Genomic DNA, 14,644 nt, shown 5'->3' with positions numbered 1-14,644 from the left:
ATTCGGCGCATCGATCAGTAATTCTGAATCGGGCGTCGATTTTTTATTGTCCCCCGCTTGTCAAGAGACCCCCGGTATTCCCCCGGAAAAGACCGTGCGCGACAATGGGGACGAACATCCACCATTACCGCGCACGATCCGCGCGACACTCAGCCGAGCATGAACTCGCGGGGGTCCAGCGCCCTGCCCACCACGCGGACGTCGCCGAGCCAGCCGTGAAACGCCTGCTCGACGATCGAGTCATAGGCGTAGGCGCCGATCAGCCACGAGCCGCCGGGATTCGCGATCCCCGCCGCCGGCGTCTTCGGGTTCCGCAGCACCGGGCAGCCGTCGACGTAGAGCATCGTCCGCCTGCCGTCGTTGACGGCGGCGACGTGGATCCATTCCTTCAACGCCAGTTCGTGCCCCCAGCAGGTGGAGATCCCGTTCTGGTTCACCGGGAACACCGCCCATTGGAACGCGGCACCGTCCGAAAGGGACAGTGTGGCCGACGGCTCGCCGGGATCGTCACCGGTTTTGCCCGCCTTGCCACCCGAGCCCTGCCTGCCGAAGATCGCGGCCCAGGAATGCTTGCCGTCCTTGAAATCCTCGGGCAGTTTCACGAACGCCTCGACGGTGTAGCCGCGCGCGAACGTCTCCGCGTTCATCGGCGCGGAGTCCGCCGTGCGCAGATATCCGCCGCGAGCCGGTTTCTTGCCGCCGTCGAACCGGAGGCTCGACCTCGACGGCTGCCGCGTGGAGAACTCGCCGGAGAACCGCAAAGCCTCGGGCGCGCTGCCGGGCAGGGTCACCCGGACCAGGTCGTTGCCCCGGCCCGAAAGGTCGCGAATCCCATCAACGGGCGCGCCGTCACGGCCTTCGAACCGCCAGTACGCCACGGTCCCGCGGATCAGCTGGCGTTCGGCGGGCCGCGCGGGCGGGACCGGGACCGGCGCGAAACCCGCGAACCTCGACTCGAAGTCGATCTCCAGGCTGAAGTAGTCCGCCGGCCCGGTGCGTTCGATCTCCTGCCGCTGCAACTCGTTCAGCCGCGGCGCCTGGTCCGCGAGCCACGGCGAGACCGTGCGCACGTCGATCACGTTGCGCGCGAGGTCGAACCGGTAGAGCCGGACCATCGCGCTGCCGCCGTAGTACCGGTCCTGGTAGTTGGTGATGTGCAGATGGACGTCGTGGCCCGCTTTGTTCTGCTTCACCATGCGCCCGGGCGGCCAGTAGTGCCCGTTGAGGGTCAGGAAGATCTGGTCGTTCCCGGCGACCAGTTCGTCCCACACCTTCTGCCCGAACTCCGAGAACCGCGCCTGCCCGGCCTCGTCGGCCCATACCAATTCATGGATGGTCAGGATGGCCGGAAGCCGCGGATTCCGCGCGAGCACCGACCGCGCCCACTCCAGCCCGCCTGCCGACGGCCGCCAGTCGAGCGCGAGCAGCAGCCACTCACGACCGCCCGCACGGAAGACGTGATGGCTGTTGTAGCCGTCCGGGCTCGCGCCGCGGAAGGTCCGCGAACCCCGCTGCCGCTGCGGCCCGAAAGCGTCGAGGTACGGCGTGCGGCCACGCTGGTCGTCGGTCGAGGACTTGATGTCGTGGTTGCCCGCCAGCGTGCTGTACGGGAACCGGCGCCGGTCCAGGTGCTGGAACGACCGGCTGATCTGGTCGAACTCGCCCGGCTGCCCGTTCTCGGTGAGATCGCCGAGATGCGCCAGGAAGACGATGTTCTCGTCGCCGCCGGTGACGTACCGCAGCGTGGCGTCCAACGGCGCGGGGTCGCCGCGGTCGGCGTCGAAGAGGTACTGGGTGTCGGGCAGGACCGCGAGGGTGAAGCGGCCGTCTTCGGTGTCGGGGCCGCGACCGAAGGCCGCCGAGGCGGCGGGGGCGCCGAGGGCGGGTAACGCGGAGACCGCCGCACCGGCGCCGAGCAGGCCCGCGCCGCGCAGGAAGGTCCGTCTGGATGAGTCGTTCACGGCCGAAACCTACGGTCGCGGAGGCAACGTGTCCCGAACCGCGGGTGAACACTTGCCCCGCTCGGTAGCTTCATCCCATGGGGAACGTCAAACGCTGGCCCGTGCTCGCCGGGGTCGGTGTGGTGGTGGCCGCGGCAGGCTGGTGGATCGTGGACGAGATGCCGACGGTGGACGACGCCGTCGCCCGCGAGGCGCTGCCGCCGATCGACGAGCATCTGCGCGAGTGGCTGCGTGCGACCGCCCACTCCGGCGCGGACGTCCGCTGGGTGTGCACGCAGAAGGTGATCGAGACCCGGGCGGACCACGAACAGGTCAAGATCGGCCTGGTCGCGAGCTGCGACGAGGTCGAGAGGGACGGTGACGGGCTCGTCACGCTCGGCGGATTCCGCCGTCAGCCGATGGTCTACCGCGTCGAACGCACTCCCGGTGGGTTCCGCGTGCTCGATCGGAAGGTCGCGGAGGACGGCGCGGGCTACTCGCCTTCGGTCAAGGCGCTGTTCTCGTGGACCGGCGCCCGCCGGGTGCTCGACGGGGCGAGCCCGGACGACCCTCGGAGCGTGTCGGCCGCCGCTTTCGGCCTGCCCGAAAGCACCCCGGTGCGCACCGGCCGGTGATCAGTCGCCGTTGCGGTCGATCTTCTTCGGCACGACGAGCCACATGACGACGAACAGCACCGCCGACACCACGCCGAGGATCGTCATCGCGATCGGGCCGAAGACGACCTTGGCGATGAGCGCGACGGTCGTGGTGATGGCGGCCGCCAGACAGCCGAGGCCGACCAGGACGCAACGATTACCGACAGTGAGGATCTGCTCACGGTTCCCGGTGCGGAACAACAGCCGGTGCCACGCGGCGGGCGCCGTCAGCAGCACGGTCGAGCAGACCGTGAGCAGGACCGCCGTCAGATGAACGGACTTCTCGAACCCGCTCGCGTTGTGGAACTCGTCGGTGAACACCACCGTGAGCAGGAAACCGAAGAGGATCTGGACACCGGCCTGCGCGACCCGCAGCTCCTGCAGGAGCTCACTGACGTTGCGGGTCAGGCGCTCGTTCTTCGTCTCGCCGGTGTGCTCGACCATGCGGCGACTCCAAGACCATCGGTTGACGCCTGACCTTTTCATGCCAGCCGAGCGACGTCACTGACGCGACCACCACGGCGAGGCCCAGCCACTGGGTACCCGACAAATCGGCGTTCAAGCACAATACGCCGATCACGGCCGCGGTGACGGGGAACGCGAGCTCGGCCAGCGTCGCCCTCGCGGCGGGGGTCGACCGCAGGCCCAGGTAGTACAGGCTCAGCGCCAGCAGGCCGGGGACCAGGGCGAGCAGGCCGAGCCCGAGCGCGTTGTCCCAGCCGACCGCGAACCGGCCGCCCTGGTACGCCACGATGCCCGCCGCGACCGGGAGCCCGACGGTGAAGCGCAGGGTGGTGACCTCCTTCGGCGCCAGTTCGGTGGAAAGCAGCCGTCCGAGCACCGTGCCCGCCGCCCACAACGCGGCCGCGCCGATCGCCAGCAGCGCCGCTTTCGCCGCGGCGAGCTGGATGTTCAGCGGATCCTTGAACGCCAGCAGCCAAGCGCCGAGCAGCGCCGGGATCGCGAAGAAGGCGTACCCGGGGCGGACCCGCTCACGGAGTACGAAATACGCCGCCAGCACGGCGAACACCGGCTGGAGCTTCTGTAGCACCAACGGCGTCACCGGGTCGCCCAGTTTGAAGGCCGCGGTGAACATCGCCGTCGCGAGCGCGGAGGATCCGCCACCGATGGCGAGCACCGCCAGCCATTCCCGCGGGCCGGTCCGCCGCAGTGCGCGGAAAGCGCCGGGAATGAAGGGACTCAGCACGAGCACCACCAGCAGGTGCTCCCAGAAGACGACCGTGGCCGCCGGGAGCGCCTCGGCGAGTGGAAGCCGCAGAAGCCCGTCGGTACCCCACAGCGCGGCGGCGACCGCGACCAGCCAGGTGCGATCCGGAGGATTCGTACTCACATACCCTGCCCATAGTTTGAGAATGATCGCCCGACGGAGTGACCGCTCTGGCGTGTCCGATTCGTGCGGACTAGGCAAGGGGCATGCGCCCCGTCCCCACACTCGCCCTCGTCCTGTCCGCGGCCGCATTGGCCCTGACCGCCGGCGCCGGGCCGGCCACCGCCGTCCCCGGCTCCCGGGTCCACGTGATCACCGCCAAGAGCGGCCTCACCATCTACAAACCCGATCTGGTGCCGCCCGGCGCCCGCGCGCATGTCTTCGGGTTGACCTCCAAGGCCTTCGGCACCTCGACCGCGATACTGGTGACCGGCCTGCTGCCCAACCGCGAATACGGCGCCCACGCGCACACGAAGCCCTGCGGCGCCACCGGAGATCTCGCCGGCCCGCACTACCAGAACGTCGAAGACCCGGTGAAGCCGTCGGTCGACCCGGCCTATGCCAACCCCCACAACGAGATCTGGCTCGACCTCACCTCCGACGCCACCGGCCGCGGCGTCGCCGTGTCCAAAGTGGACTGGACGTTCACCGACCGGCGCGCGAACTCGATCGTGATCCACGAAACGCATACGCACACCGACCCGGGCCATGCCGGGACCGCGGGGGCCCGGCTGGCCTGCGTGACCGTCGGTTTCTAGAACCCCCAGGTGCGTTCAGGCCGGATCCTGATCCGGACGCTGTACTCCCGGTCGAACTTTCCGACGTCGTAGTCGATCGCCGGGTAGTGCTTCTCGTACTTGTCGAGGAAGCCCGGCTGCTCCGACGCGAGACCGTCCGGCAGGATCTCGGCCTTGCCGCCGATCACCAGGATCGAGCCCCCGTGCTCGTCGCTGTTGAAGTGGAGGCTGACCTCGGAGTTGGCTTCGATGTGGCGGGTCTTCGCCGTGTCCGGCTGACTGAAGACGATGAAATCCTCACCGTCGAGCACGAACCACACCGGGCGCGGCGAAGGGCGTCCCTTCGGGCTGATCGTGGTCAGCCAGGCGACGTTCTCCTTCGCCCGCTCGGCGAGCCGCGGATCGGGTTGGTAGGTCATGAACCGACCAACCACGGCCCCGCGGCTTTTCTTCCTCGTCCGCTCAGCGAGACGCGACGAGCTTCGCGTAACGCGTCCCCGCGCCGAGCAGCACCAGCCCGGCGATGAGGAAGGCGGCGACCCTGGCCAGGCCGTCGAGCGCGGAGAGATCGAACAGGACCAGCTTCAGCACCGCGGCGCCGACCAGCACGAACCCGATCACCCGCAGGTTGACCGCCGAGATGCCGCGGATGAGCAGTACCAGCGCGGCGACCGTCCACGACACCGTGATCACCACGTGGCCGAGCAGGAAACCCGACCGGCCCGGAACGACCAGCAGCGCACCGCACAGCACCAGCGCGCCCGCGCCGTAGAGCCCGCAGACCCCGGCGAGGAGCCACGGCACCACGTTCTCCGCCGCGGCCTTGAACAGCCCGAGCCGGTGCGAGACCCACGGAAGCGCGATCGAGGCGGCCAAGATCGCCAGTGCCACCAGGAACGCGGCGGCGAGGTCGGCGTCCGGACGGTTGCGGATCAGGAAGAACAGCGTCGGCGGGACGTCGAAGGCCAGCGCGATCAGGCCACCGATGACGGCGAAGCCGAGGCCACCGAAGAGCGCCACGTGCTTCTTCGTCCACAGCGCGACCAGCGCCAGCAAGACCGCTTCGCCGATGAGGATCCCCGAGCGGGCGCTGCCGTCGAACAGCGTCATCGTCGTCTGCAGGGCCGCGACGAGCCCGGCGGCACCCGCGAGCTCACCCGTCCAGCCGTCGAGCCACTGCCCGGCCGCCCACACCGCGAGCAGCACCAGCGCGACCGAGGCGGTGACGAGCACGGCCGAGGTCTTCGGCAGGAACAGCGCGGCGAGCAACGACGGCGCGGGGGCGACGGCGAGCAGCGCGAGCGCGGCGGCGTCCCCGGTCCGCTTGAGGGTGACGATCAGGGCGAGGACGAGTCCGACTCCGCCCGCGGCCAGGGCGGCGGCGGTGTTGCCCGTGCTTCCGCCCAAGCCGACGAACGCCGTGCTGCAGACCGAGGCGAGCAGCGGCGGAATCCCGGCCGCGACCGCGACCGACGGCCACGACTGGCGCAGCTGCACCGGCGTCGAAGCGACCTGGACCACGAGCAGGAACGCGACCAGTTGCGGGGTGAACCCCTGCGTGATGATGGGCGCGCAGATCACGCAGCCGAGCACGACGGCCGTCGCGAGCAGCGACGACTTCCACCGCACGGCCAGCAGCAATCCGCCGACCGCGATCAGGAGCCCGATCGCGAGCCCGGCGTAGGCCGGGAGGTACTCGTACATCGTCGTCGCGGCGATGGCGTCGAGGTACAGCGCGCCGATGCCGGTCGCGGCGAGCGCGAACGCACCCGTGCGGCCCGCCGGCGTGCGATGCAGGCGGAGCCCGATCCCGACCAGCGCCGCGCCGAGCACGGCGCCGCCGAGCACGCGCGGCAACGGGCCGAACCAGCCACGCTGGATCGCGAGCACGAGGAACAGCACGATGCCGAGCAACGTGACCGCGCCGCCGATCCAGGCGAGCAGCCTGCTGCCGGCACCCTCCTTGCCCAGCTTCTCGGCGAGCGACACCTTCGGCGCGGGCTGGTACGGGCGGTAGGGCTGCTGCGGCTGCTGATACTGCTGGCGGTACTGCTGCTGCCACTGCGCGTACTGGGCCTGCTGATACTGCTGCTGGTACTGAGGGGCCTGCGGGAAGTAGTGCTGGTACGGCTGCTGCGGCTGGGCCTGGTGCGGCTGCTGCGGCTGCTCGGCCTGCGGCTGCTCTGTCCGCGGTGTCGCCTGCTGCTCTTCCTGCTGCCCGGCGGGCTTCTCCGCCTGCTCAGGTGCCTCTTCGTGCTTCGGCTCCGCCGCGGACTGGACGGTCCGCAGCTCAGTGCCGACCCGCGCGAGGCGGGCCCCAAGGTCGTCGATCTCCCCGGCGAGCCTGAGGAGCACATCCCCATCGGTGGTCATGGCGATCAGCATGCGGCCTGACGCCCGCCGGCGGATCCGTAGCACTACTCAATCGTGATGACGATGTGGTCGCGACCTGCAAGATCATCGTGATCGTGCCCATACGCGGAGCGCCCGCAAGAGGTCGACGTACCGGAAGCCCGGCCAGTTGACGTCGCAGAAGTACAGCCGGGAATCCTTGGCCTGCCAAAGCAGGAATCCGGACAGCCGGACCTCGCCGCTGGTCCGGATGATCAGGTCCGGATCGGGACAGCCGACCGTGTACAGATGCGCGGAAAGTGCGTCCACGGAGACGGACTCCGCGATCTCCACAAGGGACTTGCCGTCAGCCGCCCCTTCGAGCACGAGATCTCGGACGGCGTCGACGATCTCCTCGCGGCTTCCGTACCCGATCGCGAGGGTCAGCTCGGGCCCTGTCGCGTCCCGAGTGTCCTCTTCGGCCTGCTTCAGCACTTCGGCCGTGGACGACGGCAGCATGTCGAGACGTCCCACAGGCGCGACACGCCAGTTCGCGCCAGGCGCGGTGAGCCGCTCACGGACGACGTCCTCGATCACCTGCATCAAGAAGGCCATCTCCGGCGACGCGCGCTTCGTCAGGTTGTCGACCGAGGCAAGGTACACCGTCACGTGCCCGATGCCGAGGCCTTCGCACCACGACATCAACCGGGCGATGTGCTGTGCTCCGTGACGATGCCCTTCACGGACGTCCGCGAAGCCCATCGCGCGGGCCCAGCGGCGGTTGCCGTCGATGATCACGCCGACGTGGCGGGGCAGAGGACCTTGCAGGAGACGAGCTCGGAGCCGTCGCGCGTAGAGGTCGTCGAGTCTGGTCCGGGCGCTCATGAAGGCGAAGCTACCGAAATCCGGCGATGCGCAGCGGCAAGGAGACGACCTTTTCCATCCCCTCTCGGAAGATGTCTAGCCCGGCCTTGACGCTTGCGTCTACCCCTGCCTAGACATACGCTGTGAGAAGACGAGACGTCATCAAGAAGATCGCTGTCGCCGCCAGGCGGCAACGCGCGGCATGGGTCCTGGAACGGGAACTTGCCAACCACACCATCTACACCTTGAACGGCGTGGTGGTGCCCATCCCCCGCCATACCGAGCTGGGCGAGGTCTTCGCCATCGACATCTTCAAGGAATGCGAGGGCGTCCTCGGGAAAGGATGGTGGAGGAAGTGAAGACCTATCACGCCGAAGTCACTCGCGATGGCAGATTCTGGCTCATCCGCGTCCGCGAGATCGACCGCTCGACCCAGGCACTCCGTTACAAGGACGTCGTGACGATGGCCAACGAGCTCATCGAAATCATGGACGGCGTCAAGGACGACGAGTACGACCTGCATCTCGAGGTGCACCTGCCGAGTTCGGTGAAGGACCACCAAGCCCGCGCCGAAGTCCTGCGCGAAGAGGCCCAACGCAAGCAGGCCGAAGCGGCCGCGGAACACCGTGCTGCGGTCCAAGAACTGCTCGCTCTTGGCGTTTCACAACGCGAAGCGGGTGAGATACTCGGCATGTCCTTCCAGCGAGTCAGCCAGCTGGCGAAGTCTTCCTGACAAGACGCCGTCCCCGATGGGGTTGTCCATAGTGCACTGGATCGGGAGACAGGCGCGGCCTCGCCAGGGGAAACCGCTGGTCGGTCCGTCTGTCGTGGCGTCGTTGTGCACAGCTCAACAGCACCTGTGTCTGTGGATCTGCCGATGGTCGCGCCGTGTATCTGCCGGCGGCGGAACCCGGCCCACCTGCGAGTGACAGACACCACAGGCGACAATGGAGGACGTGACAGCCACCCTGAGCAAGCCCAGCCTGAAGATCGGCCCCTACGAGGTCGATCCGCCGGTCGTGCTCGCTCCCATGGCGGGCATCACCAACGTCGCCTTCCGGCAGCTGTGCCAGGAGTACGGCGCCGGCATCTACGTCTGCGAGATGATCACCGCCCGCGCGGTGGTCGAACGCCACCCCGGCACCATGCACATGATGACCTTCGGCGAGAACGAAAAGCCCAGGTCCATGCAGCTTTACGGGGTCGACCCGAAGACCATGGCCGAGGCCGTCCGCATCATCACCGGCGAGGGGCTCGCCGACCACATCGACAGCAACTTCGGCTGCCCGGTGGCGAAGGTGACGCGCAAGGGCGGCGGAGCGGCGTTGCCGTTCAAGCGCAAGCTGTTCGCCGACATCGTGCGCGAGTCGGCGAAGGCCGCGGCCGAGGCGGGCGTGCCGTTCACGGTCAAGTTCCGGGTGGGCATCGACGACGACCACCTGACGTACCTCGACGCCGGTCGTATCGCCGAGGCGGAGGGCGCGGCGGCGGTCAGCCTGCACGCGCGCACCGCCGCACAGCGCTACTCCGGCCAGGCCGACTGGACGAAGATCGCGGCCCTCAAGGAAGCCGTCACCAGCATCCCGGTGCTCGGCAACGGCGACATCTTCTCCGCCGAGGACGCGCTGCGCATGGTCGACGAGACCGGTTGCGACGGCGTCGTCGTCGGCCGCGGCTGCCTGGGCAGGCCGTGGCTGTTCGGTGAGCTGGAGGCCGCCTTCGCCGGTCGCCCGCAGCCGACGCCGCCGAATCTCGGCGAGGTCGCGAAGGTACTGCGCCGTCACACGGAACTGCTCGTGGAACACGACGGCCACGACAAGGCCATGCGCGACATCCGCAAGCACATGGCTTGGTACTTCATGGGTTTCCCGGTCGGTTCGGAGCTGCGACGCGGCTTCGCGATGTTGTCCGGCATGGACCAGCTCGACGACCTGATCGCCAAGCTCGACCACGACGCGCCGTTCCCCACCGCGGCCACCGGTCCGCGCGGGCGGCAGGGTTCGCCGGGCAAGGTCACGCTGCCGCACGGCTGGCTCGACGACCCGGACGACGACTGCGTCCCCGAAGCCGAGGACATGCACTCGGGGGGCTGAAACGAAAAACGCTCCCGCCGGGCGGCGGGAGCGTTTCGTTCACGACTCAGGTTCCCCTGGTCTTGTAGGCGAAACTTAGTACCGGGCCATGTTGCTCTGCTCGATGAGACACGCCTCGTAGGTCGGGTACGGCCCGAGATGACATCCCGGGTTGCCGTCACAGACCCCGAGCACCGAAACCGGCGCCGCCAATGGACGGTCGAGGAACACTCGTCGTCAATCCCTTGCCGCCTGCCGGAAACCGGAGGCCCGTAGAGTCGGCGTCGTGATCGAGCAGCTGAGCGTTCCCACCGCGGCCGGTTCCTTCGACGCCATCGCGGCGGGCCCCGAGGACGGCCGCCCCGTGCTGCTGCTGCACGGGTTTCCCGAGGCCGCGGTGGAATGGGAGCACCAGGTCGCGACGCTCGGCGTGCTCGGCTATCGCGCGGTCGCGCCGGATCAGCGCGGCTACTCCCCGGGCGTCCGGCCGGAACAGGCGTCCGAATACGGGATCGACGACCTCGTCGGTGACGTCATCGCGATCGCGGATCGCTTGGGGTGGAACGAATTCGATCTTGTCGGACACGACTGGGGCGGAGCCGTCGCGTGGTGGACGGCCGATGCGCATCCCGGCAGGCTCCGCAGTCTCGCCGTGATTTCGACGCCGCATCCGGCGGCGCTGGCGGCGGTCATGAAGACCGACGAGGACCAGCATCTCCGTTCGGCGTACATGACCGAATGGCGGCAGACCCGCGTCACCGAACGGCGGATGCTCGAGAACAACGCCGAGGCGCTGCGCCGCATGTTCGACTGGAAAGTGCCGCCGAGCAAGGTCGACGAGTACATCCGACGCCTGTCCGAGCCGGGCGCGCTGACCGCCGCGCTCAACTGGTACCGCGCCGGGCGGCCCGGCGGGAAGATCGGCCCGATCGAGGTACCGACGCTCTACATCTGGAGCACCGAAGACGCCGCCTTCGGTTCGACGGCCGCGCTCGACACCGCGAACCGGGTCACCGGCCCGTACCGCTTCGAGATGATCGAGGACGTCTCTCACTGGGTCGTGGAAGAGGCGCCCGAAGCCGTCACATCTTTGCTCGTGGAGCACCTTTCATCCCACTAACAGGGGTAACTCTGGTCGCGGTACCGGTTACAGCGAGCCTGCTGGTTCAGTGGGTCCGATGAAGAACATGACCGAAGCGGACACCGAACGCATCGTCTACGTCACCGAGGACGGCGAGCCGACCGGCGAGACCGCACCCAAACTGGCCGCCCACCACGAGCACACCCGGCTGCATCTGGCGTTCTCCTGCTATCTGTTGCGCAGCAGCGACCAGGCCCTGCTGATCACCAGCCGCGCCGCCACCAAGAAGGTGTGGCCCCGGGTCTGGACCAACAGCGTCTGCGGGCACCCCGCACCGGGTGAACCGATCGAAGAGGCCGTCCGGCGGCGCGCCGCCTTCGAGCTCGGACTGCCCCGGCTGAACGGGCTTCGATGCGTCCTTCCGGCCTACCGCTACTCCACGCCGCCGTTCGAAGGCGTGGTCGAGAACGAGTTCTGCCCGGTCTTCGTCGCCTGGGTCGACGACGATCCGGAACCGCATCCCGACGAGGTCGGCGACTGGCGGTGGCTGAGCTGGAATGATTACGCACTGTTGCTGAATGACGATGTGACTGACGTGAGTTACTGGGCGAAGGATCAGTTTTCGCAGCTCAAGGACGCCGAGCCGTTTTCGTCCTTACAGAAAGGCACTTCGGTGCGTGACAATGGTGCCGGACCGTCGTCCTCTTGAGCGATATTCACTTTGGCCCGTACTCATACCTCAAGAGATCCCTCCTATACGACGAAAACCAATTCGTGGCGGAGGTGAGCGTGGCAGCCGACGACGAGGCCGCGCTCCCATCGGGCGCGCCGACCACCGATCTGCTCAGCCTCCACGAGTCGATCGCCGGGATATTGGCCATGCAGGGCGACTGGCGACGCGCGTACCACCACCTCAAATCCGCCTTCGACCTCGCCAGGGCGGGCAACCTGCGGGACACGCTGACGTCCAGCTACAACCGCCGCTACCTCGACCAGTGGCTGCACGGCCCGGCCGTCGACCACCGCGGCCCGCCCGGCGTCGCGATCGCGCTGGTCGACCTCGACCTGTTCAAGGACGTCAACGACACGTTCGGGCATCTGGTGGGCGATCGGGTGCTCCGCGAAGTGGCCGACCTGCTGCAACAGGGACTTCCGCCGGAGGCGTTCTGCGCCCGCTACGGCGGTGAGGAGTTCGCGCTCGTCATCCCGGACGTCGACGCCGCCCGCGCCGTGCGCATCGCCGACACCGCCCGTATCCGGGTGGCCCGCCATCCGTGGCGCCGCATCCGTCCCGGTCTCTCGGTGACGATCAGCGTGGGGCTCGCGCACGAAAGCCGCGTGGAGCCGGATCTCGCGGCCGAACCGGAACGGCAGTTGCGTAGCGCCGACACTTTGTTGTATATGGCGAAACGGGCAGGACGAAACAAAGTGGCCTATCGGGATAAGGAATCTTCACGCACGATTCCGCATCCGATGAACGCCGCGGAGTCCGCCGGCGCTTAAGCACTCCCCAACCACTCACACAGTCGACTGTCGCACTCTGCGTAGTGGTTTCACCCCTTTTAACGCAGCTTTAACCACGACCGCTCACCCGATCGCATGGACCGTTCGGCGATTCTCAGTACCTTGGGTGAAGAAAATTCCGGGATGGTTGTCGCCACGAACCAGAGGTGTCCGTACGATAACGAAAGAGCTTCGACGCCAGGCCTGAAAGGAGACCGAGTGCCCGACGAGCACCACAACCCGGGGACCGGTCGCCACAGCAACACCGACGGAAACGCCGGTGAGCGCGGCCGCAGGGCTCGACGCCGCTCGATGGACACCCACGGCGGGATCAGCGTTTCCGACGTCGTCGCACGTCATACCGGTGAACGCCCGATCTTCGACCCCTCCGCCGAGGCGCCCGCTCCGCGCAGGCTCCGGCAGAGCGAGCCGTCGCCCGAACCTGGAAGACCCGGTGCGCGAGCCGCCCGGACCGAACCGCCCGCACCTCGCCGCCCTCGTCCGGCCGCCCCGGCCGAAAGCCCGGCACCCGCGCCTCGCGCGGCCAAACCCGCCGCGCCGCGTGCCCCGATGCCGCCGCGGAACCCGCAACCCGACGAAACCCCGCGCCCGCCTCGCGCGCGCCAGCCGCGCCGCACCTCCCAGGCCGCGCCCAGCCCCGAAGCGCCGACGCAGCGCCGCCCGCCGGTGGTGAACCCCGGCGCGCAGCAGCAGCCCGCGGTACCGCCGCCCCCGCGTCGTCCCCGCCGCCCGGCGCAACGACCGGCGCAGCAGGCGCCGGTCCCGCAGTCGCCCGGTGTCCCGCCGCGGTCCGAGATGGACCGGCTCACGATGACCGACGAGCTCGAGGCGATCGACGACGCGACGATCACCAAGCGCAAGATCGATCACACCCTCGCCCGGTTCTCCGCCGCGCACGACGAACTCGAGGCCGAAGAGGCCAAGAAGCGCGAGCGCCGCGAGCGGCTCGCCTCCCGCCCCGCCGCGCTGCTGGAGCAGACCCGCACGGCATTGCAGCGGGTGGTCATGACCACCGATGCCGAGGTGGGCGAGGAATCCGCGCCGCAGACCCGGCTACAGGAGAAGAAGGAACGCAAGACCAGGCAGGCGGCCAAGGCCGGCCGGATCGCCGCCGCCGTGGTCGCCGCGCTCGTGTTCCTCTCCATCGGTTCGGCGTGGGGCGCCCAGACCTGGTTCGACGCGAAGTTCAACAACGTCGCCTCGCTCGACGAGGACTCGGCCGACATCCAGGACGCCGCGGGCCAGACCGGCGACGAGAACTTCCTGATGGTCGGTTCCGACACCCGTGACGGCGCGGCCGCCGAGGACGGGGTCGGCGACGCGGACGGCACGCCGGGCGCCCGTTCGGACACGGTCATGATCGCGCACGTCCCCGCCGACAGGCAGCGTGTCGTGATGGTGTCCTTCCCGCGCGACCTGGAGATCAGCCGCCCGGAATGCAAGCGCTGGGACCCGGCGACGTCGTCGTACTCGGAAGAGACCTCGCCGGCACAGAAGATCGCGAAGCTGAACACGGCCTACGCGGTCGGCGGCCCGCAGTGCGTCACGAAGGTCATCCAGCAGATCACCGGCATGAAGATGAACCACTTCGTCGGGATCGACTTCAACGGCTTCAAATCCATGGTCGACGCCGTGCAGGGCGTCACCGTGTACAACGAGAAGCCGGTCGACGACGGCACGCTCGGCATGATCATCCCGCAGGCGGGCGAGGTCCGGATCTCCGGCGACCAGGCGCTGAACTACGTCCGGGCGCGGCACGTCAAGGGCGACCCGACGTCGGACTACGGCCGGATCAAACGGCAGCAGGCCTTCCTCGGCGCGCTGCTGAAGACGGTGATGTCGAAGGAAGTCATCCTGGACACCGGTAAGCTCAGCGGTTTCATCGACGCGTTCGCCAAGGCCACCTTCGGCGAGAACCTCGGCATCAAGCAGATGATGACGCTGGCGAAGTCGATGCGCGGGATGGGCTCGGACAAGGTCAAGTTCCTCACCGTGCCCACCACCGGCGAGGCGAACGGCCGCGGCAACGAGGTGCTGGTGCAGAGCAAGGCGAAGGCCGTCTTCGAGGCGCTGATCAACAACACCCCGCTGGAAGAGAAGGCCCCGGCGCCGCCCGCTGCCGGCACAGCTGACACGGCGCCGACCAGCACCGCCAAATCGGGTGGCGCCAAGAAGAGCAGCAGCTCAGGCTGAGGATCATTCGTTAGTCCG

General features: G+C 68.5%; 15 protein-coding genes. 9 read left to right on the top strand and 6 right to left on the bottom strand.

The annotated features are described in order from the left end of the window. Positions 1 to 149: 149 nt before the first annotated feature. Positions 150 to 1,961, bottom strand: a complete 1,812-nt coding sequence (locus ACIBTM_RS09160; RefSeq protein ID WP_395876008.1) for a LamG-like jellyroll fold domain-containing protein — start codon at positions 1,959 to 1,961, stop codon at positions 150 to 152. Positions 1,962 to 2,038: 77 nt separating this feature from the next. Here ACIBTM_RS09160 and ACIBTM_RS09155 point away from each other — a divergent pair, with 77 nt between their 5' ends. Next, positions 2,039 to 2,575, top strand: a complete 537-nt coding sequence (locus ACIBTM_RS09155) for a hypothetical protein (RefSeq protein WP_395876007.1) — start codon at positions 2,039 to 2,041, stop codon at positions 2,573 to 2,575. On the opposite strand, the gene ACIBTM_RS09150 is transcribed toward ACIBTM_RS09155, so the two are convergent. Together ACIBTM_RS09150 and ACIBTM_RS09145 are read right to left on the bottom strand one after the other, a co-directional pair. Then, positions 2,576 to 3,040 carry a DUF6328 family protein gene (locus ACIBTM_RS09150; protein WP_395876006.1) on the bottom strand — a complete coding sequence of 155 codons (465 nt, stop codon included), beginning with the start codon at positions 3,038 to 3,040 and terminating at the stop codon, positions 2,576 to 2,578. It lies immediately after the preceding gene. Next, the gene (locus tag ACIBTM_RS09145; protein WP_395876005.1) at positions 2,985 to 3,947 is read right to left on the bottom strand and encodes a DMT family transporter; all 963 of its coding nucleotides are present in this window, start codon (positions 3,945 to 3,947) and stop codon (positions 2,985 to 2,987) included. The genes ACIBTM_RS09150 and ACIBTM_RS09145 overlap by 56 nt, the downstream gene beginning before the upstream one ends. Positions 3,948 to 4,030: 83 nt before the next feature. Here ACIBTM_RS09145 and ACIBTM_RS09140 point away from each other — a divergent pair, with 83 nt between their 5' ends. Continuing rightward, positions 4,031 to 4,582 (top strand): superoxide dismutase, encoded by a 552-nt coding sequence (locus ACIBTM_RS09140; protein WP_395876004.1) that lies wholly within the window; start codon positions 4,031 to 4,033, stop codon positions 4,580 to 4,582. Here ACIBTM_RS09140 and ACIBTM_RS09135 read toward each other — a convergent pair. The 3 genes from ACIBTM_RS09135 to uppS form a co-directional block, all read right to left on the bottom strand. Next, positions 4,579 to 4,980 (bottom strand): TIGR03667 family PPOX class F420-dependent oxidoreductase, encoded by a 402-nt coding sequence (locus tag ACIBTM_RS09135; protein ID WP_395876003.1) that lies wholly within the window; start codon positions 4,978 to 4,980, stop codon positions 4,579 to 4,581. The two genes, ACIBTM_RS09140 and ACIBTM_RS09135, sit on opposite strands and share 4 nt — an antisense overlap. Before the next feature lie 43 nt (positions 4,981 to 5,023). Further along, positions 5,024 to 6,946: a DUF2339 domain-containing protein gene (locus ACIBTM_RS09130; RefSeq protein ID WP_395876002.1), complete on the bottom strand. Its 1,923-nt coding sequence runs from the start codon at positions 6,944 to 6,946 to the stop codon at positions 5,024 to 5,026. Between the two features lie 72 nt (positions 6,947 to 7,018). Continuing rightward, positions 7,019 to 7,777: a polyprenyl diphosphate synthase gene (gene uppS / locus ACIBTM_RS09125; RefSeq protein WP_395876001.1), complete on the bottom strand. Its 759-nt coding sequence runs from the start codon at positions 7,775 to 7,777 to the stop codon at positions 7,019 to 7,021. Between the two features lie 122 nt (positions 7,778 to 7,899). Between uppS and ACIBTM_RS09120 the strand changes: the two genes are divergently transcribed. The 7 genes from ACIBTM_RS09120 (at position 7,900) to ACIBTM_RS09090 (ending at position 14,626) form a co-directional block, all read left to right on the top strand. After that, on the top strand, positions 7,900 to 8,115 hold the full coding sequence (locus ACIBTM_RS09120) for a hypothetical protein (protein ID WP_395876000.1): 216 nt from the start codon (positions 7,900 to 7,902) through the stop codon (positions 8,113 to 8,115). Continuing rightward, positions 8,112 to 8,489 carry a hypothetical protein gene (locus ACIBTM_RS09115; RefSeq protein ID WP_395875999.1) on the top strand — a complete coding sequence of 126 codons (378 nt, stop codon included), beginning with the start codon at positions 8,112 to 8,114 and terminating at the stop codon, positions 8,487 to 8,489. The genes ACIBTM_RS09120 and ACIBTM_RS09115 overlap by 4 nt, the downstream gene beginning before the upstream one ends. A 214-nt stretch (positions 8,490 to 8,703) precedes the next feature. After that, the gene (dusB, locus tag ACIBTM_RS09110) at positions 8,704 to 9,849 is read left to right on the top strand and encodes a tRNA dihydrouridine synthase DusB (RefSeq protein ID WP_395875998.1); all 1,146 of its coding nucleotides are present in this window, start codon (positions 8,704 to 8,706) and stop codon (positions 9,847 to 9,849) included. 265 nt (positions 9,850 to 10,114) lie between these two features. After that, a complete protein-coding gene (locus tag ACIBTM_RS09105) occupies positions 10,115 to 10,948 on the top strand; it encodes an alpha/beta fold hydrolase (RefSeq protein ID WP_395875997.1) in 834 nt (277 codons plus the stop codon). Between the two features lie 58 nt (positions 10,949 to 11,006). Continuing rightward, positions 11,007 to 11,618, top strand: coding sequence for an isopentenyl-diphosphate Delta-isomerase (idi, locus tag ACIBTM_RS09100; protein ID WP_395875996.1), 612 nt, complete (start codon positions 11,007 to 11,009; stop codon positions 11,616 to 11,618). Between the two features lie 65 nt (positions 11,619 to 11,683). Continuing rightward, entirely contained in the window at positions 11,684 to 12,412 is a 729-nt protein-coding gene (locus ACIBTM_RS09095; RefSeq protein WP_395875995.1) for a GGDEF domain-containing protein, read from the top strand. A gap of 816 nt (positions 12,413 to 13,228) precedes the next feature. After that, the gene (locus ACIBTM_RS09090) at positions 13,229 to 14,626 is read left to right on the top strand and encodes an LCP family protein (RefSeq protein ID WP_395876768.1); all 1,398 of its coding nucleotides are present in this window, start codon (positions 13,229 to 13,231) and stop codon (positions 14,624 to 14,626) included. Positions 14,627 to 14,644 lie beyond the last annotated feature (18 nt).

The organism is Amycolatopsis sp. NPDC049868, assembly GCF_044461365.1.
Classification (GTDB): domain Bacteria; phylum Actinomycetota; class Actinomycetes; order Mycobacteriales; family Pseudonocardiaceae; genus Amycolatopsis.
This window is presented reverse-complemented; position numbering and strand designations above follow the sequence as displayed.

Excerpts from the sequence above, each read along its gene's own strand:
- ACIBTM_RS09155 (WP_395876007.1), top strand. The coding sequence starts at position 2,039 with ATGGGGAACGTCAAACGCTGGCCCGTGCTCGCCGGGGTCGGTGTGGTG.
- ACIBTM_RS09150 (WP_395876006.1), bottom strand. The coding sequence starts at position 3,040 with ATGGTCGAGCACACCGGCGAGACGAAGAACGAGCGCCTGACCCGCAAC.
- ACIBTM_RS09140 (WP_395876004.1), top strand. The coding sequence starts at position 4,031 with ATGCGCCCCGTCCCCACACTCGCCCTCGTCCTGTCCGCGGCCGCATTG.
- ACIBTM_RS09135 (WP_395876003.1), bottom strand. The coding sequence starts at position 4,980 with ATGACCTACCAACCCGATCCGCGGCTCGCCGAGCGGGCGAAGGAGAAC.
- ACIBTM_RS09130 (WP_395876002.1), bottom strand. The coding sequence starts at position 6,946 with ATGCTGATCGCCATGACCACCGATGGGGATGTGCTCCTCAGGCTCGCC.
- uppS (WP_395876001.1), bottom strand. The coding sequence starts at position 7,777 with ATGAGCGCCCGGACCAGACTCGACGACCTCTACGCGCGACGGCTCCGA.
- dusB (WP_395875998.1), top strand. The coding sequence starts at position 8,704 with ATGGAGGACGTGACAGCCACCCTGAGCAAGCCCAGCCTGAAGATCGGC.
- idi (WP_395875996.1), top strand. The coding sequence starts at position 11,007 with ATGAAGAACATGACCGAAGCGGACACCGAACGCATCGTCTACGTCACC.
- ACIBTM_RS09090 (WP_395876768.1), top strand. The coding sequence starts at position 13,229 with ATGGACCGGCTCACGATGACCGACGAGCTCGAGGCGATCGACGACGCG.